Origin of the sequence: Pelodictyon phaeoclathratiforme BU-1 (assembly GCF_000020645.1) — a bacterium.
GTDB classification, from domain to species: domain Bacteria; phylum Bacteroidota; class Chlorobiia; order Chlorobiales; family Chlorobiaceae; genus Chlorobium; species Chlorobium phaeoclathratiforme.
Window position 1 is genome coordinate 2,866,718 of record NC_011060.1, and the last position, 23,670, is coordinate 2,890,387.

At 49.4% G+C, this 23,670-nt stretch carries 22 protein-coding genes and 1 pseudogene; 7 read left to right on the plus strand and 16 right to left on the minus strand.

What is annotated here, in order from left to right; all coding sequences use genetic code 11:
• Positions 1–218: 218 nt before the first annotated feature.
• Together PPHA_RS13675 and PPHA_RS13680 are read left to right on the plus strand one after the other, a co-directional pair.
• Entirely contained in the window at positions 219–1,457 is a 1,239-nt protein-coding gene (locus tag PPHA_RS13675; RefSeq protein ID WP_012509394.1) for a cytochrome c biogenesis protein ResB, read from the plus strand.
• Positions 1,454–2,251 (plus strand): cytochrome c biogenesis protein, encoded by a 798-nt coding sequence (locus PPHA_RS13680; RefSeq protein WP_012509395.1) that lies wholly within the window; start codon positions 1,454–1,456, stop codon positions 2,249–2,251. Before PPHA_RS13675 ends, PPHA_RS13680 begins: the two co-directional genes overlap by 4 nt.
• Before the next feature lie 121 nt (positions 2,252–2,372).
• Here the strand turns inward: PPHA_RS13680 and vapC are convergent, their stop codons facing one another.
• From vapC to mnmE, 3 genes are all read right to left on the minus strand, one after another.
• A complete protein-coding gene (vapC, locus tag PPHA_RS13685; protein WP_012509396.1) occupies positions 2,373–2,777 on the minus strand; it encodes a type II toxin-antitoxin system tRNA(fMet)-specific endonuclease VapC in 405 nt (134 codons plus the stop codon).
• The gene (gene vapB / locus PPHA_RS13690) at positions 2,777–3,010 is read right to left on the minus strand and encodes a type II toxin-antitoxin system VapB family antitoxin (protein WP_012509397.1); all 234 of its coding nucleotides are present in this window, start codon (positions 3,008–3,010) and stop codon (positions 2,777–2,779) included. The genes vapC and vapB overlap by 1 nt, the downstream gene beginning before the upstream one ends.
• A 74-nt stretch (positions 3,011–3,084) precedes the next feature.
• Positions 3,085–4,506: a tRNA uridine-5-carboxymethylaminomethyl(34) synthesis GTPase MnmE gene (gene mnmE, locus PPHA_RS13695; protein WP_012509398.1), complete on the minus strand. Its 1,422-nt coding sequence runs from the start codon at positions 4,504–4,506 to the stop codon at positions 3,085–3,087.
• A gap of 136 nt (positions 4,507–4,642) precedes the next feature.
• Between mnmE and mazG the strand changes: the two genes are divergently transcribed.
• The gene (gene mazG / locus PPHA_RS13700) at positions 4,643–5,452 is read left to right on the plus strand and encodes a nucleoside triphosphate pyrophosphohydrolase (protein ID WP_012509399.1); all 810 of its coding nucleotides are present in this window, start codon (positions 4,643–4,645) and stop codon (positions 5,450–5,452) included.
• Between the two features lie 3 nt (positions 5,453–5,455).
• Here the strand turns inward: mazG and PPHA_RS13705 are convergent, their stop codons facing one another.
• From PPHA_RS13705 to PPHA_RS13715, 3 genes are all read right to left on the minus strand, one after another.
• Positions 5,456–6,121, minus strand: a complete 666-nt coding sequence (locus PPHA_RS13705) for an alpha/beta hydrolase (RefSeq protein ID WP_012509400.1) — start codon at positions 6,119–6,121, stop codon at positions 5,456–5,458.
• A 63-nt stretch (positions 6,122–6,184) separates the two neighbouring features.
• The gene (treS, locus tag PPHA_RS13710; protein ID WP_012509401.1) at positions 6,185–9,481 is read right to left on the minus strand and encodes a maltose alpha-D-glucosyltransferase; all 3,297 of its coding nucleotides are present in this window, start codon (positions 9,479–9,481) and stop codon (positions 6,185–6,187) included.
• A gap of 50 nt (positions 9,482–9,531) precedes the next feature.
• Positions 9,532–11,544 (minus strand): alpha-1,4-glucan--maltose-1-phosphate maltosyltransferase, encoded by a 2,013-nt coding sequence (locus PPHA_RS13715; RefSeq protein WP_012509402.1) that lies wholly within the window; start codon positions 11,542–11,544, stop codon positions 9,532–9,534.
• A gap of 208 nt (positions 11,545–11,752) precedes the next feature.
• On the opposite strand from PPHA_RS13715, the gene prfB reads away from it, so the two are divergent.
• Positions 11,753–12,848 (plus strand): peptide chain release factor 2 gene (gene prfB / locus PPHA_RS13720; RefSeq protein WP_223293935.1). Its coding sequence is split into 2 segments (ribosomal slippage): positions 11,753–11,821 and positions 11,823–12,848, totalling 1,095 coding nucleotides; the frame shifts between segments, so codons are not numbered across the junction.
• Complete coding sequence (locus tag PPHA_RS13725) at positions 12,848–13,693, plus strand: metallophosphoesterase (RefSeq protein ID WP_012509404.1); 846 nt, start codon at positions 12,848–12,850, stop codon at positions 13,691–13,693. The genes prfB and PPHA_RS13725 overlap by 1 nt, the downstream gene beginning before the upstream one ends.
• 16 nt (positions 13,694–13,709) lie before the next feature.
• On the opposite strand, the gene PPHA_RS13730 is transcribed toward PPHA_RS13725, so the two are convergent.
• The 9 genes and pseudogenes from PPHA_RS13730 to PPHA_RS13770 all read right to left on the minus strand — a co-directional run bounded on the left by PPHA_RS13730 (position 13,710) and on the right by PPHA_RS13770 (position 21,373).
• Complete coding sequence (locus PPHA_RS13730; protein ID WP_012509405.1) at positions 13,710–13,985, minus strand: hypothetical protein; 276 nt, start codon at positions 13,983–13,985, stop codon at positions 13,710–13,712.
• A gap of 58 nt (positions 13,986–14,043) precedes the next feature.
• On the minus strand, positions 14,044–14,862 hold the full coding sequence (locus PPHA_RS13735; RefSeq protein WP_012509406.1) for a DNA/RNA non-specific endonuclease: 819 nt from the start codon (positions 14,860–14,862) through the stop codon (positions 14,044–14,046).
• A gap of 203 nt (positions 14,863–15,065) precedes the next feature.
• Positions 15,066–15,521 carry a large-conductance mechanosensitive channel protein MscL gene (gene mscL / locus PPHA_RS13740; RefSeq protein ID WP_012509407.1) on the minus strand — a complete coding sequence of 152 codons (456 nt, stop codon included), beginning with the start codon at positions 15,519–15,521 and terminating at the stop codon, positions 15,066–15,068.
• A 114-nt stretch (positions 15,522–15,635) separates the two neighbouring features.
• A complete protein-coding gene (locus PPHA_RS13745) occupies positions 15,636–16,922 on the minus strand; it encodes an aminotransferase class I/II-fold pyridoxal phosphate-dependent enzyme (protein WP_012509408.1) in 1,287 nt (428 codons plus the stop codon).
• Positions 16,923–17,174: 252 nt separating this feature from the next.
• Positions 17,175–17,555 (minus strand): annotated as a pseudogene (locus PPHA_RS13750) (DEAD/DEAH box helicase family protein); the annotation flags it as partial.
• A 44-nt stretch (positions 17,556–17,599) separates the two neighbouring features.
• Entirely contained in the window at positions 17,600–18,082 is a 483-nt protein-coding gene (locus tag PPHA_RS13755) for a DUF4411 family protein (RefSeq protein ID WP_012509410.1), read from the minus strand.
• Positions 18,069–19,217, minus strand: a complete 1,149-nt coding sequence (locus tag PPHA_RS13760) for a helix-turn-helix domain-containing protein (protein WP_012509411.1) — start codon at positions 19,215–19,217, stop codon at positions 18,069–18,071. Before PPHA_RS13760 ends, PPHA_RS13755 begins: the two co-directional genes overlap by 14 nt.
• Positions 19,218–19,700: 483 nt before the next feature.
• Positions 19,701–19,898, minus strand: coding sequence for a hypothetical protein (locus PPHA_RS13765; RefSeq protein WP_012509412.1), 198 nt, complete (start codon positions 19,896–19,898; stop codon positions 19,701–19,703).
• 365 nt (positions 19,899–20,263) lie between these two features.
• Positions 20,264–21,373 carry a UDP-N-acetyl glucosamine 2-epimerase gene (locus PPHA_RS13770; protein WP_012509413.1) on the minus strand — a complete coding sequence of 370 codons (1,110 nt, stop codon included), beginning with the start codon at positions 21,371–21,373 and terminating at the stop codon, positions 20,264–20,266.
• A 77-nt stretch (positions 21,374–21,450) separates the two neighbouring features.
• On the opposite strand from PPHA_RS13770, the gene PPHA_RS13775 reads away from it, so the two are divergent.
• The gene (locus PPHA_RS13775; RefSeq protein WP_041526919.1) at positions 21,451–22,380 is read left to right on the plus strand and encodes an OstA-like protein; all 930 of its coding nucleotides are present in this window, start codon (positions 21,451–21,453) and stop codon (positions 22,378–22,380) included.
• Between the two features lie 45 nt (positions 22,381–22,425).
• On the opposite strand, the gene PPHA_RS13780 is transcribed toward PPHA_RS13775, so the two are convergent.
• Positions 22,426–22,692, minus strand: coding sequence for an FmdB family zinc ribbon protein (locus PPHA_RS13780; RefSeq protein WP_012509415.1), 267 nt, complete (start codon positions 22,690–22,692; stop codon positions 22,426–22,428).
• A 140-nt stretch (positions 22,693–22,832) separates the two neighbouring features.
• On the opposite strand from PPHA_RS13780, the gene recO reads away from it, so the two are divergent.
• On the plus strand, positions 22,833–23,618 hold the full coding sequence (recO, locus tag PPHA_RS13785) for a DNA repair protein RecO (protein ID WP_012509416.1): 786 nt from the start codon (positions 22,833–22,835) through the stop codon (positions 23,616–23,618).
• Positions 23,619–23,670: the final 52 nt, after the last annotated feature.

Genomic DNA, 23,670 nt, shown 5'->3' on the forward strand with positions numbered 1-23,670 from the left:
TAACTCAGGTCAGGATCACTTTTCCTGTACTTGATCATAAAAGTGTCTGGGCAATCAACGAATAACAGATGCATCCGGTTTGACGTATCCAGTGTGGTCTTGCAACGCATTCATGACCACCTGTTTCAGAAAAGACTTTTTCTCCGCTCCAGGGTAACCGAACAGAGAGCAGTGGCGCGCAGATCATTTTTACTAATAATAACGTTCAGGTAGTCATTATGGCAGTTGTCCGGCGTCGCTTGTTTCAGACACCCTGGGAGTTCAGGGAATCCGTTTTGTTTACGGCGTCTGCACTTGTTGCAGGCTTTTTTATTGAATTTGCCACATCCGGCCGAGGCTTGGTACTGCCTCGGCTGCCTGTCAACGCCATAGCCCTGTCTCTCTTCGCAGCTCTCATATTGAGCATCGGCCTTGGTTTCAGGAATTCGCCCATTGTGAAATGGTTCGGAAGCATTCCTCTCGGACTCTCCCTTATTTTTGCGATTGCTCTTCTTTCGATGATCGGGGGCATTGTTCCACAAGATGCCGTTTCCTCTGGCTCATTGGCCGCCCGGTCAGGGTTCAACCATATTTTTTCAAGCTGGCCGTTTGCATTGACCATCATCCTCTTTCTTGCCAACCTCGGCCTCTCGCTTTCATGGAAGCTTGTGCCGTTCAGCATGAAAAATATCCAGTTTATCCTCTTTCATGCGGGCTTCTGGATAGCCCTTTCATGCGGCATTTTCGGCAGTTCTGACCTCCAGCGTCTTATTATCCCTGTTGAAGAGGGTAAAGCAGGAAACCTCGGCTATACCATGGGGAGCAATACTCCGCAGCAACTCCCGTTTTCTGTTTTCCTTCATGACTTTTCCCTTGAAGAGTATCCTCCCCAACTGCTGCTCTATGATCCGCACAACGACAAGCTCCTGATGAACAAGTCACAGGCAGTTATTGAAGTCCGGAAGGGTGCAACCGCCTCATGGGAGGGACTCGACGTTCTTGTGCTCGACTACATTCCCTTTGCGCTTCCCGGGGAGAAGGGCATTCCTCAGCCAGCAGAGATCTCAACCGGTATTCCTTATGCAAAAATCAGGATCAGCGCCGCTTCCGTTCAGCAGGAAACCTGGATCAGCACCGGAAGCCCGATCCTGAGACCAGACGCTGCCACATTGGGAAACCTCTTTCTTATCATGGTACCAGGCACACCAAAATCATTCCGCTCAGCCGTTACCGTTCAGGACAGTCAGGGCCATGAATTGATGTCAAATCTTGAAGTAAACAAACCTGTAAAATTTATGGACTGGAAACTCTACCAGATGGGGTATGATGAAAAAGCGGGACGCTGGTCAAAGCTGAGCCTGGTCGAAGTAATCCGTGACCCATGGTTACCGGCTGTTTATCTTGGCTTTTTTATGATTATGGCAGGGAATATTCTGTTTTTCTGGAATGGCATTAAACGAACAGAGAGCGCATCATGATAATCAACTTTAACACTGCAGCAATAGCGGCAATTGCCTGCTGGGCTCTTGGCTCCCTGCTGAGCCTTCTGGCCCGCCGTACTCCAGCCCTGAAAATTCCGGCATTTATCATCTCTTTTTCAGGAGCGCTGGTCATGGTGGCTTTTATTGCCTTTTACTGGTCGCTCCTCGACCGTCCACCACTCCGAACCCTTGGCGAAACGCGTCTTTGGTATGCGGCGCTCATTCCTCTTGTCGGCTTTCTGGTCGAGTACCGCTGGAAGATTGAGTGGCTGAAATACTACTGCATGGGACTTGCGACATTTTTTCTTGTCATCAACATGCTCCATCCCGAAGTCTTTGATAAAACCCTGATGCCCGCACTGCAGAGCCCCTGGTTTATTCCGCATGTCATTGTCTATCTGGTCGGCTATGTACTGCTTGCCGCATCTTCAGTTACCGCGCTTCATAACGTCTCTCTCCAGATACGACACAAAGAGAATACGAACGGTGAATCCGTCTCGCACTATCTGGCTCTGCTTGGTTTTGTGCTGCTCTCCTTCGGCCTGATTTTTGGTGCTCTTTGGGCAAAAGAGGCATGGGGCCATTACTGGACCTGGGATCCAAAAGAGACCTGGGCATTCCTCTCCTGGCTGGCCTATCTCGGTTATCTTCACGCCTTCAGCTACAAGATTGACCGCAGCAAGCTGCAATGGTATCTCGCACTTTCGTTTGTCGTGCTTCTGGTCTGCTGGTTCGGCGTCAACTATCTACCATCCTCACAAAACAGCGTCCACACCTACACGCAAAGCTGACACTCTGTACGGCACTGCATCCCCGATGCAGTGCCGTACAGTTAACATCAATATTTGTGAGGGAATCTGTGAACAAGGAGTAAATCCCAACTGATCGGGAAAGAGACGGGCGGGCCATACTTTAAGAATTCACCCAATTTTCTATCTGTAAGGCCGGGACTTTGATAAACTCCTTAACATTATTGGTGACAAGAATCAATCCTTCACTTCTGGCATGGGCAGCAATATGAACATCATTAACGCCGATTGGCTCCCCTGATTTTGCAAGAGAGGCCCTTATCGATCCATAATGCTGTGATGCTTTGGCACCGTAAGACAACACTTCCAATCTGCTGCAGAAATCTTCAATCACTGACAGGTTTTGACTGACATTGCTGCTCTTTTCAGCTCCATATAATAGTTCCGACAAGGTAATCGCAGAGATGGCCATTCGATCTGCGTTTTCATTAAAAACATGAAGTACCTCGATTGGACGGCGCTTCATCGTATAAATCACGATATTGGTATCCAAAAGATATCGCAGCATCAGAATGACTCCCGCTCAGGTTGCTCCTGTTGGTCACGTTCTTCCATAAAATCATCAGTAACCTTGGGAGCGTCCAAAAAAAAGCTCTCCCAGCTCTTTCCAACCGGGGAAATTATCCGTTCATTACCTCTTGCGCGGACATTTACTTTTTTAACGCTCTCCGGCAGACGCAGCTCGGCGGGCAATCTGACCGCTTGAGAACGATTATTAATAAAGACAGTGCTGATGGTCATGATACTCTCCTGAAATAATGGATACATCAGTTGTATATAGCAAATAAAAACAAAGCGAACAAGGACATATGACTTCACTTTCCGATGCAGAACTGCTCAAAGATGAGATTCACGATCTCTTCGCTGACCACTTTTCCGGTGATTTCTCCGACATAGTCGAGGGCTGAACGAAGCTCGAAGGCTATGAGTTCCGTTTCGGCCTGACGGGTGATCAGTTCCTGCGCGTTTGCGAGGGCATCGGATGCGTTGCGGAGCGCCTCATAGTGACGCAGGCTGGTCACCAGAACACTCGCTTCATGAAGCTTGTCAAGCCCTTCCACCATCGTGCTCATCAGGCGCTTGAGAGCCTCAAGCCCTTCTCCCTTGGCGGCAGAAAGTGCACACACTTCGCAGCCGGTCGCCGCACGGAGTTTTTGCAGCCGCTCTTCGCTCCCGGTTGCAAGGTCAATTTTGTTGGCCGCAACAATCATACGGGCATTGCTGTTACGCTCAAGAAGATCTCGGATCAGGGGAACTTCATCAAGGTAGCTCTCAAGGCTGATATCAAGGAGATAGACAAGAAGATCGGCTTCAGAAATTTTTTTGAAACTGCGCCGGATACCTTCATGCTCAACCTCCTCCCCTCCTTCGCGCAACCCGGCCGTATCGGTCAGGCGAAACATGGTTTTTTCATAGAGAAAGCACTCTTCGATATAGTCGCGGGTCGTGCCCGGCATATGGCTCACAATGGAGCGCTCTTCGCCGAGCAGCACATTGAGCAGGGTTGACTTGCCAGCATTCGGCAAGCCCGCAATCACCGTTGCAACCCCCTCTTTCAACAGTCTGCCATGCTGATAGGAATCCACAAGACGGTGCAGCTCTTCCTGTAACCCGGCAAGCTCTTCCTGAAGTTGCGTGCGACTTTGGAACTCAACATCCTCCTCGCTGAAATCAAGTTCGAGCTCCAGAAGGGCACATGAGCGCAAAAGCAGCTCCCGCATGGCGTCGAGCCTCAGGGAGAGGGTTCCCTGCATCTGGGTCACTGCGGTACGGAATGCGGATTCTGTTCGGGCATGAATCATCTCGCCAATCGCCTCAGCCTGCAGAAGATCAATCCGCCCGTTCAGAAATGCCCGCCGGGTAAACTCACCCGGCTCTGCCAGCCTGCACCCCTCATCAAGCAGCACTTTAAGGATATGCTGAACAACAACAGGGCCGCCATGACAGGTGAACTCAACCATATCCTCCATAGTAAAGGAGTTTGGTGAACGAAACACCAAGGCAACCACTTCGTCAATGAGCCCTTCGCTGTCATGCACCGTACCAAAATGGGCCCGAAACCCTTTCGATGCAGTAAAGCGAAAGTTCGGGTTGTTTTTTTTGCGAAACACCTTCTGGGCGATATCAAAAACCCCCTCGCCGCTGATACGCAGCACCGCGAGAGCGCCAACGCCAACCGGTGTGGCAATGGCGGCAACAGGAGCTTCCTGCCGGGGCAAGATGATGGGCATCGTCATGACTTTCAGAAAAATAAATTATATGCTATTGTGCAAGGGACATTGAACACTCTCCCTGAAGTATACAGAAATAGCGGCAAGAAAGCGTAACTTCAGCCAGAGTTGAAAAGCAAAACTGAGAAAATAGCATGACGCAATGGCTGAAAAAACAGCGACAGAAGAGTTGAAAGCCGACATTGTCGCGCAGAGAGAACGAACCCTTGCAGAGCAGTTCGAACGAGCCCTGAGTCTTGTCAAGGTACTGCGTCAGGAGTGCCCCTGGGATCGAAAGCAGACTCCGGAGTCGCTGGCCCACCTGTTGCTCGAAGAGAGCTACGAACTGATCCACGCCATCGACCAGCAGGATGAAACCGAACTGAAAAAAGAGTGTGGCGACCTTTTTCTCCATCTCTCTTTTCAGGTTCTCCTCGGAGAAGAGCGGGGAACCTTCTCCTTTGCCGATGTTTTTGAAGCGCTCTGCCACAAGCTCATCAGCCGTCACCCGCACGTCTTTGGTGATGTCATAGCCGAAACCGAACTGGAGGTGCTGCAAAACTGGGAGAACCTCAAGCTCAAGGAGGGACGCCAGAGCCTGCTTGACGGAGTACCGAACGCCATGTCGGAGCTTCTGCGCGCCTATCGTGTACAGAAAAAGGTTGCGGGAGTTGGTTTCGACTGGCCCAGTGACGAGGGTGTGCTCGATAAACTTGCCGAAGAGCTCAGGGAGCTGAAAGAGGCTGCCACCAAAGAGGAGCAGGAGGAGGAGTTCGGCGACCTGCTTTTCACCCTTGTCAACTACAGTCGCTTTCTTGGAGCAAACCCTGAAGATGCTCTCCGCAAAGCCACAAACAAGTTTATGGGCCGCTTCCGCCATATTGAAGAACAGGTCCAGGCATCAGACCGCAACTGGCAGGAGTACACACCGGAAGAGCTCGACAGACTATGGAGAGCTGCAAAAGAAAAGTAGATGCTACTCACCCTCAAGAAACTCCCCTGCAGCTTGATAATATGCTTCATTGACGCGGTGACCACCGGTAAAGCTGCAGGCAACAAACGCAATCCCCCCTTCCTGCAACCGTGCAACATCCCGTTCATACCGCTCCTGCGAATAGAGCTGATCGCGGGTACCACGGGCAAGATGCACCCGTCCCATACGCCCACTTACGGCAAGTTCCGGAGGAATGTCACCGCCAAGGAGCAGGATGCGCTCTGCCGGGTAACGGCCAAGCAGGGCTGCACGGCAAGCCATGCCGGTACCTTGTGAAAAGCCATGAAAGCAGAGGCGGTCGTTCACATCGTGGAGCGCCCTGATACGCTCGATAACCGCATCGACATAGCGCACATTCTCTTCAATATGCTGCTCGCGATCACAACTGGTCATCCAGCTTGCGCCGGGATTGCCTGCCGCAGTATAGAGGGAGTGGAGCGCTTCGATGGAACAGCAAAACCAGCGATCTGAGCCAGGAATTGCACACAGCAGACGAAACTCATCTTCAGCAGTCTGGCCGTAACCATGAAAGCCCGCAAGAAGCGGAGCCGTACCTGGATCAGCGGGCAAACGGAGAAGATACTTCCCGCTCACCGATGTTTCTATGGTATGTACCTGCAAAACATTCTCCCGAAACCAGTTACCCATTGAACTGGAACGGAGATGCTCCCTGCCGCACTGCACGGCAGAGGCATCATCCCGATTCCCGCGTTACGACTCCAGAATCTTCATAATACCCCGAAGCGGTATGGAGGCCCAGTCAGGACGATTGTTGAGCTCATAATTGAGTTCGTAGACCGCCTTGTTCATCAAATAGGCCCGCATCAGATGTTCACGCTGCTTCGGATCTGCCGGAACAATATTACTGCCTCCGGTCTTTGCAAAATAGCTGTCGAGAAAGTACTGGCCAGCATAGAAACTCCAGCGGTCAGCCCAAGGCTCAAGGGCAAGCCGCTCTTCCGGACGGAAGAGGGTGTTGTCCTGCTGCAGCACATTAAAGGCCGCATAGTCGAAGGAGCGCAACATGCCTGAAATATCACGGAAAACCGAACGTTTGATTTTCCGTTCGGAGAGGGGCCGGGCAGGCTCTCCCTCAAAATCGATAATCACAAAATCCTTGCCGGTAAAGAGTACCTGGCCAAGATGAAAATCGCCGTGAATCCTGATTTTGAGTGTATCGATTTTCTCTATCCTGATGGGATCAAACTGCTGCAAAATCTGTTTCTGCCTCTGCACAAAAAGAGATGCAAGCTGCTGCTGCTCCGGAGCCATCTGATGCATGATTTCACGGATAAGAAGAACCGCCCGCTTCACCTGTTCGCACATCGCCTGGTAGATAGAACGCTGATAGAGTGTAGTAAAAGCCTCTGGCGCAAATGCCGGATCGCTGTCGAGCGAAGCAAGGGAGAGGTGCATTTCAGCAGTCCGTTCTGCAAGCTTTTCAAGCATGCCAAGATAGGCTTCACCAATCAGTTCATGCATGATTTCGGGAAGCTGCACGGGATCACCACTGAGTTTCGGCAACGCAGGCAATACCATGCCGGAGTTGATTTTTGCAAGGATATCATCATAATAGCGTTTCACCTGACTAAGCGAAAGCTGCCAGGCATCCCCTTCGTTTTTCACAAAATGCTGCAAAATACCGAGAGAATAGCCGTTGGTGCGACTCTGCTCATAGTTCAGTGAACCAAGATAGCCCGGCAGGTTTTTGAACGAAGTATGCTCACTCAGCGCACGGCACATCTCCACTTCGGGAGAGATTCCGATTTCAATGCGGCGATAGAGCTTCAGGCAGAGATCATTATTGAAGCGAATTGAGGTATTCGATTGTTCGACACCCATCAGGAGGGGCTCATGCTCCATTCCCTCTTCCGCAACAGCATCCATCTTCATGGACTTCATTCCGGAAACAGTGCCCTCTTTACCCTGCCAACTCTCCTTGCCGGTAACAAGCTGATAGAGATGGTTCAGGAAACGCCCATCAAAGGTGGCGTCGCACAGATAACCCTCTTCATCGCCAATAACGACCCTTGCAATAACGCGCTTGTAGAAATTATCATCCTGGAGAGAAACCAGGGAAAGCGGAGAAAAGCATACCGGGAGTTGATAGCGTTCATTCTCACCACTTGAATAGCGCACTTCCGTAACCAGCAACTTGGCTTTTGCCATTCCCGCCACAGGAATGGTATCGACGATGGAGATACGCATGATATGACGCACCTTGCCGCCAAACCAGCGGCTTACCTTGAAGTACTGGGGCAGAATCTCTGTTTCAAGCCGTTCGCGGCTTTTGCCGGTAAAGAGGCTTTGCCAGCGAGAGGGTGTCGCAAAAGGTTTGTCGAGGTATGGACGACCATCCGTATTTTCGGTATCCTTGACCAACTGCAACCAGAAATATCCATAGGATCCCAGGGCCACCATGTAGGGAATTTTCCTGATTTTCGGAAAACGGTTCATGCTGAACACCTCTTCAGGGATATAGCCGTCAAAGCGGGATAGATCAATCATCACCGCCTGGGCATTTCTTGAGAGGTTGATCACACTAAGCATGGTTTCATCCTCGAACTGACGAATAAAAATCAGCACTTTGGGGTTGCTCACCTGCAGGAACTCAATGGTACCACGGCTGAGCGATTTGTAGCGATGAGCAGTTGATATGGTATGGCGCATCCACCAGAGCAGGGAGTTGACATTGCTCTCCTGCACCTCTACGTTGACCGCCTCATAATGATATTCCGGATCGATGATGACCGGGAGCTGCAGCCGCTGGGGATTGGCACGCGAAAACCCTGCATTACGGTCAGAGTTCCACTGCATGGGTGTACGTACTCCATCTCGATCACCAAGATAAAAGTTATCGCCCATGCCAATTTCGTCACCGTAGTAGAGTACCGGAGTTCCGGGCAGTGAGAGCAGCATGATGTTCATCAGTTCAATCTTGCGGCGATCATTGGCCATGAGCGGTGCAAGACGGCGGCGGATACCAAGATTGATACGGGCCTTGGGATCGTTGGCATAGACCCTGCGCATGTAGTCGCGCTCCTCGTCAGTAACCATTTCAAGCGTCAGCTCATCATGATTGCGAAGGAACGAAGCCCACTGGCAGATCTCCGGAATTTCCGGTGTCTGTTCCAGAATATCGAGAATGGGAAAACGATCTTCGGTAGCAAGCGCCATATACATGCGCGGCATCAGGGGAAAGTGGAAGTTCATGTGACAGAGGTCACCGGTACCAAAATAGGCTGCAGAATCTTCAGGCCACTGGTTGGCTTCGGCAAGCAGCATCCGGTTGGGATAGTGCTCATCCACATAGGAGCGCAACGCCCTCAGATACTCATAAGTCCTCGGTAAATTTTCGCAGTTACTCCCCTCCTCTTCATAGAGATAGGGAACAGCATCAAGGCGGAGACCATCAACGCCCATGCCAAGCCAGAAATCAAGCACACCGAGCAGAGCCTTGTGTACTTCGGGGTTTTCAAAGTTCAGGTCGGGCTGGTGATGGTAGAAGCGATGCCAGAAATATTGCCCGGCAACCGGATCCCATGTCCAGTTTGAAGCCTCGAAGTCCTGGAAAATAATCCGGGCTTCAGAATATTTGCTGGAATCGTCACTCCAGACATAGAAGTTTCTCTCTGGAGAGCCTGCCGGAGCCTTCCGGGCACGCTGGAACCAGGCATGTTGGTCGGAAGTGTGGTTCACGACCAGCTCGGTAATCACCTTTATACCAAGAGAGTGTGCCTCTTCAATAAACTCCCGGAAATCTTCCATCGTCCCGTAATCGGGATTGACACTCATATAATCGGCAATATCGTAACCATCATCTCGTAAAGGCGATGGATAAAAGGGAAGCAGCCAGATGGCAGTAACACCGAGACTTTGCAGGTAACCAAGCTTCTGGCGCAGTCCCTGAAAATCTCCAACACCATCATTGTTGCTGTCATAGAACGTCTTGACATGCGCCTCATAAATAATGGCGTCTTTGTACCAGAGCGGTTCGGGTTGATACATGTTAGAATTCGTTATAAGTAGAAAGTGACTGAATGTTAAAACTCATGTTATCAGGAAAGGGTCACCCTGAAAATGTGCGCTGGCATGATCCATGGATTCATCTCCACGAAGTTCCATTCGCCATTCCAGTTGTATTGATTACCGTTGAGCAGATCCTCAACCATGAAGGGGTGCTGATGCGAAAGTCCGAAAAGTTCGAGAGGGAACCTGAGCCACCCTGACTGCGTACCGGACTGATCAAGATTGACCACCACAAGAACAATATTGCTGCCATCCGCCGACCGCTTCACATAGGCCATCAACTGTTCATGTTCATGACCCGGAGAATCTTCAACATGAACAAAGGTAATGTCAGAAGTCTGCTGAAGGGCAGGATTCTCTTTCCGTATCCGGTTGATGCGGGTAATCTCGGCGCGGATATTGCCCGGGCGATCGAGATCCCACGCTTTGATCTCATATTTTTCGGAATCAAGATACTCCTCCTTGCCTTCGCCAACCGGCCGATTTTCGCAGAGTTCATAAGCCGGGCCATACATGCCATAGTTTGACGAAAGTGTTGAGGCCAAAACCAGGCGGATAATAAACTTCTCCCGTCCGCCTCGCTGGAACTCTTCGTGCAGGATATCGGGCGTGTTCGGCCAGAAATTCGCCCGCATGAAATGTTTCAGTGGCGCTGAGGTCAGTTCACTCACATATGCCTGCAGCTCCTGTTTTGTGTTACGCCAGGTAAAGTAACTGTATGACTGACTATAGCCAATTTTAGCCAGCCGAGCCATCAGTTTTGGGCGGGTAAAGGCCTCTGCCAGAAAAACGGTATCAGGATGCTCCTCCCTGATTGAGGAAATTACCCACTCCCAGAAAGGAAAGGCCTTGGTATGGGGATTGTCAACACGAAAAATTTTGACACCCTTGTCGATCCAGAAAAGAAAGATGCTTTTCAGCTCAATCCAGAGGTTCTGCCAGTCAGCAGACTCAAAATTGATGGGAAGGATATCCTCATATCGTTTGGGAGGATTTTCGGCGAACTGCACTGTCCCGTCCGGACGCCAGGTAAACCACTGCGGATGCTCTTTGACGTAAGGATGATCAGGCGAACATTGAAAAGCAATATCAAGCGCCACAGAAATGCCGAGCTTCTCAGCCTCCGTCACAAATGCTGTAAATTCTTCAAGCGTACCAAGTTCCGGATGAACGGCCTTGTGGCCTCCATCCTTATTGCCAATTGCCCAGCAACTGCCCGGCTCATGGGGTGCGGCAACAAGGGCATTATTCTTGCCCTTCCGCTTCGTGTAGCCTATCGGATGAACAGGAGGAAGATAGATAACATCGAATCCCATTCCGGCTATCATCGGCAATTGCCGACAACAGTCATTGAATGTACCGTGCCGGCCTGGCTCTGAACCCCATGAACGGGGAAAAAGCTCATACCACGCACTGCATCCAGCCTTTTTCTGCTCCACGGTCAAGCCGAGTATGTTATCATAGAAAGAGGCATACGCCTTGTCGGGATGACGCTCCATGAGCCGGGCAAGTTCTGCATCAAGCGCCGCTATGGCTGCCTCCTCCTTATCTTCTGAACGGAGGCAGGATGCAATAAACCTGAGCATGGCGGCATCGACCGCTTCAGCCCGTTCAGCTCCCTTCTCCACCAGAAGAGCGCCGATCTGCAGGTCGAGCGACACATCCTGACCAGCCTCAATTTTTTTCGCCAATCCCTTTTTCCATGTCTGGAAGTGATCAACTTTAGCCAGAACGCTATACTGGTAATAGCCAGGAGTTCCTGCAAGAAAGGAACCTTTCCATCGATCGTTACCTTGCGGCTCCATAGGAGATAACGTCCACCCCGCACTGCCTGGGGGTCGGAAGCAGATCTCTGCCGTGATGGTATCTGCACCATCAACAAAGATATCTGCCTCAACAAAAAGCCGATCACCCTCCACAACTTTCGCCGGATACTTGCCCCCGTCGATTTCAGGTGAAACATTTTCTATAACAACTCTCTGACGACCGTCACAGGGTTGATTGCTGTAAGAGGGACGCGCCCGTTGGAATGCATTATTCATCTTCAGAATCTCAGGATTAATGGCCGGAGGTATACCGGTACAGACTGGAAAATAGGAAAACTCCTTTACTTTATTGCGTAGATACTCTTCTAATTTCAACGATAGCATCAAATAGCCCGACAGAAACAACCTCTTTGATTTCTGCTGAAAAAAATTGTTCATTGTGAACATCTGTTATCCTCTCAAAACTCAACTCTACCGAGCAATTATGTTTGAACCACAAAAAGAAAGACTGCAGGAGATTCATCGTCGCCTCGAACAGTTACGGGGGTATCTTTGACGTCGATGAGCGCAAAGAAAAAATCGAGGATCTTGAAAAAATTTCCTTCGATCCAGCCTTCTGGAACGACCAGAAAGCAGCAAACAAGGTACTCAAAGAGCTGAACGAACATAAATCATGGACAGACGCGTATGAAAAAATCATTCTGAAGGCGCGCTCCTGTCAGGATGAGTTCGACATTGCCATAGAACTTGACGATGAATCCTTCGGCGAAGAGCTGACTGCACTCATTGCGTCAATCGAGCATGATATTTCAGCCATTGAGTTCAAAAACATGCTTTCGGGAAAGGATGATGCTGGCAACGCCATGATCACGATTCATGCCGGAGCTGGAGGAACCGAGGCACAGGACTGGGCTGAAATGCTCTACCGCATGTACATGCGCTGGGCTGAACGCAAGGGATTCAAAATCTATACCGACGACTACCAGGAGGGTGACGGGGCAGGAATAAAAACCGCAACGCTCGAAATCGAGGGCCCTTATGCCTATGGTTATCTGAAAGCTGAAAACGGCGTTCACCGACTGGTGCGTGTCTCGCCGTTCGACTCGAATGCCCGGCGCCACACCTCTTTTGCCAGTGTCTTCACCTACCCCGAAGCGCCACCCGATGTTGAAATCGACGTCCGCAAAGAGGATCTTGAACTTTCAACGTTCCGCAGCGGCGGCAAGGGCGGCCAGAACGTCAACAAGGTGGAGACAGCCGTACGCATCAAGCACCTCCCGACGGGTATCGTCGTGGGTTGCCAGGAAGAACGTTCACAGTTCCAGAACAGGGAACGCGCCATGAAAATGCTGATGGCTCAACTCTACCAGCGACAGCGCGATGAAGAGGATGCCAGAAAACGGGAGATCGAAGGTAAAAAGAAAAAAATTGAGTGGGGAAGCCAGATCCGGAGCTATGTTCTCGATGACCGGCGCATCAAAGATCACCGCACCAACTACGAACGATTTGATGTAGAAACCGTGCTTGATGGAGATCTCGACGAGTTCATGGAAAAATACCTCTCCGAATTCGGTGACTGATGGCAAACCCTGACAACGGCCATCCTGTCCGGTTCGGCATCATTACCGACATCCACTTCTCAACCGGGAACGAAACTGCGGCAGCACACCTCGCTGCCGCAGATCTTCGCAACTGCATAGAGGGATGGAAAAGAAAAAAGATCGGTTTGCTGCTGCAGCTTGGTGACTTGATCCAGGGCAGCGAAGCTCACAAGCAGGAAGAGTTCCTGCAAGTACACTCCATCCTCAAAACTTTTCCGGGCGCCATCCGCCATGTCATCGGCAATCATTGCCTGGCCCTGCCTCGCGAGGAACTGATGGCAGCTCTCGGACTGCACAGAGCCTTTTACTCATTTACCCTGCAGGAGTTTCGTTTTATTGTGCTTGACGGCATGGATATTTCAGTGCTCCGCCAACCTGAAACGCCGCAAGAGCGCCAGATCCTTGCCTCTTTTTTAGCCTCTCCTGAACTGCACGACTATTGCGGAGCTGTGGGAATCAAGCAGAAGAGGTGGCTGCAAAGAGAGCTTCAAGTGGCGGAGGATTCCAATGAAAAGGTGATCATCATCTGCCACTTCCCGCTGCTTCCTGAGACGACCGACCAGAAACATGGGCTTCTGTGGAACCACCGGGAAATTTCAGAACTTCTTCTCTCTTCTGCCGCCGTCAAGGCCTGCCTCAGCGGCCATTATCACTATGGAGCTTATGCGCTGCTGAACGGTATCCACTTTATCGTGCTGCCAGCCTTCGTTAACCGCACCGCACACCCCCGCTTCGCCTGCGGTACGGTAGAATTGAAGAGCAAACAGATCGTGATACAAAATCAGCTTGACGAAACGCTCTATGATCTCCCGCTTCGCCATTGAGAATAAAAACGCACCGTCACTGCCCGCCATTCTCCGCAAAAGGATTTGCAATCTCTTCCATCGCTCTGACACTGATCTGATCTGGCAGCTCCTCAGACCCAAGGGCAACAACAATTGCATCGAAAAGAGACTTCAGCTTCTCCGCATTGAGCGCTCCCTCCTTATCCCGTGTGATGTCAAGGCTTCCGTAAAGCGAAATACGATCGACCCTGTTCTCTATAGTCAAGCCGCCAATACCCAATGAATCCGATTCATTGGCAAAAGGGATCAGTTTTTTCTCTTTCTTGCTCATGCTCGCATCCTCCTGTTTCATGAAAAAATCAAATTAACGAATCTTGCCTCCAACGAATTCAATAACGATCATTATGCCGTGTCGGGTCAGGCAATTTCAACATCGATTGTTTATCAGCAAATGATAGTTTCGGGAAAAAATTGATCCCTGCCAATTTCTCAATCTGACTGATACTCAAAACCTGCCACTCTTCACCCGGCTCATTGCTGACAACGTAAGCCGCCCCCCTTTTCAAACGAGGATCATAAACAATTTTAAACATGTTCGTCGGCACAAAAACCCGGCCGTTCAGACGTTTTAGAGTGGTACCAAGATAGAGTGGCCCGGAAATTACATAGAGATCGCCACGGTTTCTGACCATTGTCCTCACGGAAGATTCGATGGCGGCCCATAAATTACGGTTATTGTCCGGATCCTGGGGAATCATATTCGCAAGTGAAAAGCATTGCCACTGTGCCTTCTCTGTCGGCATGTCAGCATTTGGCGCCATGTGGCCACGATCCAATCCTGATTTTGCGTAATCCTTCAGTTCTGCCCGTTCACTGACAGGAAGCTGCTCTTCATGGTGAAAACTGTTCCGCCTCTCCAATCCCTTCGCACTCAGCAAGTTCTCGCGTGTCAAATACTCAGCAGACCATAACGGGCTCATGGTCACACCCGAATGCATGACAACATAGTTATCAAAACCCAGTTCACGAGTTTTCTGCGCCAGTTTTGTATTCTTGATATCCGGAGCAACACCGCTCAGATATTGCAATGGCCAGGGTGTGGAAGAAGCATACAGCGTACTCGCATTCCCTGCTGCCACAAACAGCAGGAAGAGCACAAAAAACGATATTCGATTCCGAAAAGAGATTGCCGACCTGAGCACCATCATAAAAGCCCCCCTGTGATACTGATTTTGAAATACATTCCACACCACGAAAAGGGGGCAAGCCGCTTATAGGCAGCTAACCCCTTTTTCTGCGGGAATATACATTTACAGGAGGAGACTATCCCTGCTCTTAAAACAGAACAATCAGCATAAAAGCAGGAGTGGCGTATTCAGGACAGAATACCAGGGTAAGTTTCATACTCTCATTATTTTCCTAACTCTGAAGTGCAACTGGAGCAACGGGTAGCCTTGAGAGGTACGATCGAAAGGCAATAAGGACACTCTTTTGTTGTCGGAGCCAAAGGTGGGGCCTTCTCTTCACGACGAAGCATATTTATAGCTTTGACAAGCAGGAACACTGCAAATGCCATGATTAAAAAACTGATCACAGAGTTAAGGAAGAGTCCGTAATTGACCGTAACCGCTCCTGCCGCAGTCGCATCGGCCAAAGCGGCGTAAGGAGCTGCTGCCTTGGAACCCTCTTTTAGAATAAGGTAGAGATTTGTAAAATCGACTCCTCCAATCAACAGACCCAGTGGGGGCATCAACACCTGGGAGACAAGAGTATTGACAATCGTACCAAACGCTCCACCAACAATGATACCAACTGCCATATCTACAACGTTGCCCTTCATGGCAAACTCTTTAAACTCTTTAAGCATGATCACTCTTCCTCAAAATTCATTGAAAAACATTCGGTTAGTAACAAAACGACATAACATTCCGTCGCATTTCGCGTACTGTCCTCTTCTGGCGAAGAGAGCAATAACGCATTCTTACTCAATAAGCCCATATTTTTTGCCAAGCTCGCTGAGCACTTCACAGGTATAATCAATATGTTGTCTGGTATGAGCCGCAGAAACAATAAACCGGAATCTGACTTCATTAAATTTAACGCCAGGATAAGTCACTGAAACGCTGAATATTCCCCGTTCATACAGCTCTTTTTCCATATTCTGCATTATGGTTTGACTTCTGATATAGATAGGAACGATAGGGCTTATACTCTCGCCAAGATCAAAATTCAATTTTAATAATTTCTCTCTGAAATATCGATTATTATCATGCAACGTTTCGCGGTGTATTGGCTCTTTTTCAATAATATCAAGAGCCTCAATGACGGTTGCTGCCGATGATGGCGTCACACAACATTGAAAAATGTATGCATTAGCACTGACTTGTATCAAAGAGCAGAGTTCTTTATTCCCGGCCACAACACCTCCAACCGATGCTGCTGCCTTTGAGAGTGTTGTCATGAGCATATCAACAGAATCAGTTATGCCCATCTCCAGACAAAGCCCACCTCCATTTTTTCCATAAATACCAAAACTATGCGCCTCATCAACATAGAGAAAAAAATTATTGCTTTGCTTCAAATCAGCTATTTCCCGCAAGGGAGCAATATCTCCACTCATGGAATAGACAGACTCGATAATGACAAAAATCTGATCATATAACTCTTTATATTTATTAATCTTACTCCTCAGGTCATCAACAGAATTATGCTTGAATGGCAAATATTTCGCTCCGGAGAATTTGCAGCCATCGAGAATACTCGCATGAACCTCACGATCAATGAGAATAAGAGAGTTTCGTCCTGCACAAAGTGAAGATATTGCTCCCACGTTTGCTGTATAACCAGTTGGGAATATAATTCCTGCCTCTTTATGAAACAGTTGCGCGACCTTTTCCTCAATTTTTTTATGTAACTCACAGAAGCCGCCGCTCATTGCGGATGTTCCTGATCCGGTTCCATAAACTGCTATAGCATCTTGTGCTGCTTTGATAACTTTCGGGTGCCTGTTCAGGCCGAGATAATGGTTAACCGACCAAAGAACACACTCATGTTCTTTGTTATTGTGATGAGATTTTATCATCACCTTAGCCGAACTACTCTGCTTTGGATAACGATCATAACACCAAACATCTTCCTGTAGCTGAAGATCTTTCAAGTTATCAATATGCCTCGCCACATCTTTCAAACGTATAATTCCTGAAGATCCCAGTTTTTGACGCAACATGCCGATTTGCATCGAACTGGTTAACTCAATATTATAATCCATGACACTACCGTTTGTTTATGAATCGAATACGCAAAAAATCGGTTAAGCCTATCTTTTTTTTCTATAACTCAAAAATGCTTTACATACAAAAACTCGTCTCCCCCAACCTACACAACGGATCAGAATTATCAAACAAAGCAAAAAAAACGCTTCCCCTCCATTACGCAACTTCTCAAGAATCCAATATTCCCTGTTTTTCTCTGTTTTTCCTTCTCAATCAGCACTCAACGATTTTGGCAAAAACGCATCAACGCGCCAGTTGCTTTCATTGTTGGCTCCGCCCCGATGATACTCGCCGAAGCATGGAGAATTCTCAGGCCCCGTCATGAAGGTCTGGAATATGGTAAAGAAAATAGAACCGTTGATCGGCACCCTGCCGTTTCTGCGAACCTCATCCGGCCTGATGCGCACAAGAGCATCCTGTGGGAATGGGGAGAATGCATTGAAAGCCTGGCTTGCAGGGATATTCCGATCAGCAAGAAAAAGAATACGCGGCTGTCGCTTGCCGTCACGATTCAGGTTCCAGCCGCTCTGGAAAAGCTTCCAGACAATCTGGAAAGCGATAAAGGTCTTGCCTGTTCCTGTTGCGAGTGTCAACAGTATTCGCTTGCCACCATCCGCTATGGCGGCAAGCATTTTTCGCATCCCGCTTTTAAAGGAGAATTTCCACCGACATGCTACCCGAACACCACGTCAGATCGTTTGATGAATTCGATAAAGTTCATACAGGGAACAGCGACCTCATCCATGGCACAAACTGCAGGAATCTTTCTTTTCGCTGAAATATCTGGAAGCCTTTGTTGCCGCCCTTCATCTGAGACCAAGCCAACATTATTGACGCTTGCAGTGGCTATAATAAAGATGTCGTTTTCACCTACCCCTTTGGAATGATAACTGTCAGAGGAAATACCGAGAAGATTCTTGATTTTGAATGCCTCCCGGACAATGACATTCGTGATCGCAAACAGTTCAATATTTGCATCTTTGAGCCATGCCGCACATTCAGGAGCTTTGTTGTCAACTTCATCATATGCAACACGTGGCATAACCAAATGTCTATCTGTAAATTGCTCAGCCATCCAACACCATAACCCGGGAAACTGCCGAATCGGGTAATTATCCCAGGCATAGATAATGGATGAGGCGTCAACGATCAGCATAGAAATGCTCCAGACTATGCAGATCTTTGATTTTGATACTGTCAAGATAACTGCTTGCCTTGGTCAGTGTAATTTGGCGGGCATTCAGGGCATCCAGCACTGTCCGCACGTAGGTATCACCGAACACGTGCCTTGGTTCACGATAGCGGTATGAACGGTTTCCCCCCTCTTTTTGATGAATGATCAACGTTGCATGCCACTCCCTGTAAGCAGCATATTCGCTTTGCAGCAGGCGACCGGCATCAAGTAATCGACGCAAAATCACTTCACAACTCACCCCCCATGCCTTGCAGTGCTTGTCAAGCCAGACATCGAACCGAGAGACCTCTTCAGGTCGTTCGGCGTCATTGATCAGGGCAAGAAAATTATCCGGTACCAGCAGATGACCTGCAAAGGAGTTGGCATCGCGCTCTCTACCATGGGAAGAGTCCAGATCGAAGTTGTCGTCAATGGAACTGCTCTTGTGCAAAAGCAAATGAGCCAATTCATGCATGAGCGTGAATGTTTGCCTGCTATCCGAAGCCTGTTTCTTGACAACAATCACCGGACAATCGGGATCATACAGGGTAAACCCGATAATCGGGCTCTCTTTTGGAATCTGCCACTTGCCACTGTAACCATTACTCCGAAAGACCAGAATACCTCTTGCCTCCACGGCAGTACGGTAAGAGGCAAAATCATTGCTATCACCGAGTCCAAGCCATGCACGAACAATGCGAGCCACTCCAGGGAGGGTCTTTTCGTGCAAATCCGGTGGAGTGAATCGTACCCGTTCCGTTTCATCCATATCTTCAAGCAGACCAAGATAGACTTCCCTCTGTTTTTCGACCCGCTCAATAAATTTTTTAAGCTCCGGCGTCACCTCCGGCTTCTGATTGGTCAGCGTTCGAAACTGCGTCGTATGAACCTGTGCAACATCAACCGGCCCTTCCTCCAGAAAAAACAGTACCCCGCGACCAAAAAAGTCCGCCACCTTGCGCAACTGATTGAAGGTGATGCCATCTTCGCCAGCCATCACCCGCTCGATGCTGCCTGGCGCTATGCCAAGCGCAGCAGCAAGCTCATCCGGCGTTATGCCATAATCGGCACAACACCAAAGAATACGCTCCGGATTGATGGACTGAATATGTTCCATATCTATACTAACTCATTATATCTTAACGATCTCCGGCGATTACCCTGCGACCGGTTAATGGTAAACACCTGAAATGAGAAGGGTTTTCACCCATCAAAGCAAGTAATCAAAAGAAATACAGGGAGACGAAATCTCGAACCAATTACACAATATAGAGAGTTCCCGGCAAGATGCGAAGCCGGATAAATGAATCGTTAACTCTCTGGCAGGAGTCACAGTACAGGCTACAGCTCTCCCGAAAAAGCCTTGTGCAGAATGGATTTTTTCAGGGCATTTACCGTTTGGCGGAAAACTTGATGGCAACAACCGATGGGTCAGGGTGCCCGAAACTATTCCCTGGAACTCTTGTGCTCCCAAAGTGGGCGCGTGTTCGCGTTCTTTTTCGTCATATTTCTTTCATAAAAAAGAGCGACTTACGCTCTAAAAACAGAGAAGCTGCCTTTTGATGGCAGCCTCTCTGAAATTTGTTAACCAGCCCACCAACTACATCGTAAGAATATCATTTGCAGCAGTGATCTGAGACTTCCGATCCTTTATCTGGTATTCTCTTCGAACTGCCTCTAACTGTTTGTTCATTGCAATGATGGCCTCAATATGCTCTTTCTTGTCAAGAACGGTTACTTTTCCATCCCGCTCAAGTCTCGCATTGATATCATCTGTTTTGCTGATTTTTTTCATCATAAGTTAAACGATTTTAGATTGTGCTCATAAATCGCAACAGGCGAAAAATGTAACACCTTACCCCCCAATTTACTATAACTTTTTCATAAAGCTGATAAAATCCACTTGAGCGGAAATATCCGACAAGAACATCAAAATAACGAGTATCGGCAAGGGTGGCCTTGAACCTGTCGAGAAGAGTCTGGTTCCCGTCATTTATAAAAAAGTAAGGTCAGTCTGGCTTCCGCTCACAGATTGGCTCCGGGTAATTTCTATTGGAATGAGGTGGTGTTGTCAGGCAAAAAAACATATCAACCACAATCACATCGATTTCAAAGAGCGCATTGAAAAAAAGGTTATAAACCCATTCAGCTCCTCATCCGATCCTACAGCACCCTGTCCAGCACGGCGATGATACGCCCGGCGGCGGCTCCATCCCATTTTTCGGGGATTTTTGAGCGGCTGGTGATGTGCTGATGCGTTCCGGGATGGAGGATGTCGTGGATACGGCTCCTGATCTCCTCTTCATCGAGGCTGACAAGGGCGTTGGTGCCTATTTCGATGGTGGCGGGGCGGGCGGAACTCTCCATGATGGTGAGGCAGGGAACGTTCATGACGGTGGCTTCCGACTGCATCTCCTCGATGTCGGTGAGGAGCAGCAGGGAATCCCTCAGCAGTTTCAGAAGGGCGGCATGTGCCGGAGGCTGGATCATCTTCACGTTCTCTGTTTCGCTGAATGCATCACCCATGCCGTGCTGCTGCAACAGCGCGTCAAGCCCGGCAACAAGCGGCATGACGACGGTGATCTTGCCGGAAATCTCTTTGAGAAGCCGATGGATCATTTCAAGCGGCTCTTTTTCGGAGAAGCGACCTGCCGGGTTCAGGAGCACCAGCGCATATTTTTTGGGTTTGACCTCCGGAACCGCTGCTGCATCGGAGTTGTTTGCCTCTTCCATCAGACCAACGAGGCTGTCGATGAGCAGGTTGCCAGCAAAAAAGACCTTTTCATCGGCGACCCCTTCGTTGATGAGGTTGTATTCGCCGCTGTGTTCGCTGACAAAGTGGAGGTCGGACATGGCGTCAATGACGACGCGGTTGACCTCGTCAGCATCTGAACGCTCGTAGCTGCGCAGTCCGGCATCAACGGCGGCAACGGGCAGACCGAGTTTTGCTGCGGTAACGGCGGCCCCGAATGCGGCATTGTCGCAGCCACAGACCAGCACAAGGTCAGGTTTTTCGCTGAGCATGATTTTTTCCATGGCGGTCATGGCAACGGCAAGCTGCTCAACCGGTGTGCCTTTCGGAAGAGTGATGGTATGGCTGGCTTCACCAATACCGAAACTTGCTGCAAGGTCGCGGCTGATGGGTTCAGCGCATACCGGAGTGGCAAGCATCACTATCGGCTGGTAGGCTCCCTTTTTTTTCAATGCTTTATAGAGTGGGGCAAGCAGAAGAGCGCCTGGCTGGCCACCAGCGGCCAAAAGTAATTTTTTCACAGTCAAAACAAAGCTTTATATACATTAGGGGAAAGATCTTTCAGGTACAGGTACCCATGAAAAACAACCAGAATTCAATGAGACAGGTTTCTTCACGCTCACTCACCGCTTTTCTGCTGCTTGTTCTGGCAGCATCCGTCGCGCTTCCCCATCATAATACACTCCGGGCGGAACAAAAGAAAATTATTCTCCGTCATGCAGATCTCATCGAGGGGGGGGGCGATGAGGCTGGAAGCTACCGCTCGGTTATCGGCAATGTGGTGTTTCAGGACGGCTCCCTGACGCTGACTTGCGACAGCGCTACCGATTACGAGCGGGAGAACAAAATTGTGCTGAAGGGCAACATTGTCATTGCCGACGATGCTTTTGCAATCTATGGCGACAACGGCGTCTACTTCTCCGACAAGCAAACGGGAGAATTACAGGGCAGCGTCAGGGGCAGGATGCTCGATAACTCTCTTTTCGGCAAGTCACACCGGGCGGTGGTCAACAAGGCAAACAGCCAGGTTTGGCTCTACGATGACGCAATCGCATGGCATGAACAGCAGCAGATCAGTGGCGACATTATTCTGCTCCACTTCACGGAGTCCGGCGACAGCAAAAAAAAACAGCGTCTTGATGAGATGCAGGTACACGGCAACGCTTTTTTTGCTGCTGCCGATACCCTCTCCCGTTCGCCAGTTGTCTACGACCAGTTCGGCGGCAAGAAAATGGTGATTCGACTCCTCGAGGGATCAAAAATCGAGGACATTACCGTCACCAGTCAGGCGGAGATCCTCTATCACCTCTACAATGAAAAACAGCAACCGTCGGGGATCAACTATTCGAGCGGGGATATGATCCGGATGCTCTTCACTGATGGCAGGCTGAACCGGATAAAGGTGACCGGGAATGTTGAGGGAAAGCAGTACCCTGAAAGTTTCAGGGGCAACAAGAGTATCGACCTGCCAAAGTTTATCTGGAGAGAGGAAGAGAATCCTTTCAGGAAGCAGAAAAGCCTTCCATGAACGGGGAAGGCTTTCTGTAAATTGGAATTGATCCTCTTTTGTCTCCTATTTGGCCAGAGGACAGCCTCCGCCCGAGCAGGCTCCGGTTGAGCATGGACTTGGCGTTGGCGCTGCTGGCGCGGGTTTGCCACTGCCGTAGTCTGTTTTATAAAAACCGGAGCCTTTCAGCAAAAATCCACCGCTGGCGCTGATGACCCTCTCGAAGCTCTCTGTTTCACATTTCGGGCAGAGCGTCAGGGATGCATCGCTTATTTTCTGTACTATTTCAAGCTCATTTCCACAGTTGCTGCAACGATACTGATAGGTTGGCATCTCTATTGTTCTCCTTGATTAATCGCTTGCTGACGGCCATTGTTCTCCGTCACCATGTTGTTGTTTATAAAATTCCCGGGCCTGAAAAAGGCGCCATTTTCGTATATACTGCTATTTGCCGGAATATAAAACCCTCTGCCGTGATAGTCAAAACCCGGGCTGTAATATTGCGGGAGATAAAATACCGCGACCAATCGAAGATCTGTTCCATCTACACCCGAGAGTTCGGAAAAATGTCGATCATTATCAAGGGTGCACGCAACCCGAAAAACAGGCTTTCAGGGCTGTTCAGCGCTGGCAATGTGGTCGATCTGGTACTGTATAAAAAAAGCAGCCGCGATATCCAGCTTGCAACTGATGGTAACCTTGTTTTAAGCCCAATGGTTCCCGAGCCGGATCTTGAACGGTTCGCCATCCTCTACCGCATCATTGACTTTGTACGCCATACAACAGAAAACGACGAAAAAAATCTCCCCCTTTTTACTCTGCTGACAGGAACCCTTGAGCAGCTCTATCATACCAATGTCAATTTTCAGCAGCTCTATGCCTGGTTCCTTTTACGCTTTGTCTCCCTGCTTGGCTTTCAGCCCTCCCTTCGCACCTGCGTATTCAGCGGAGAGGAGCTTTTGCCTGCCATTGAGGCACTGCAACTTACAGAGCTCTATTTTGTGATGAACCCCGGCGGACTTGCGCTACCCAAAGCTGCTGGATCGAGCCTGGCTAAAAAACAGCTCATTCCGGTGCGTCTCGCCATGCTGCTGAGTGCGCTTGCTGCAACGCGCCTTCCTGCCGGTGACTCCATCAAGGCCGACCCCCGGGAGATTGAAGATCTCTGGAATCTGCTTCAGGAGTACTGTTCGCTCCATCTGGAACATGCACGGGGGCGCAAAAACCTTGACATCGTCTCTCAAATCCTCCTGAAATAGGCAGACAGGCTCTTTTTGTGGTTTTATATCTTCTTGACTATTTCTATCTTGA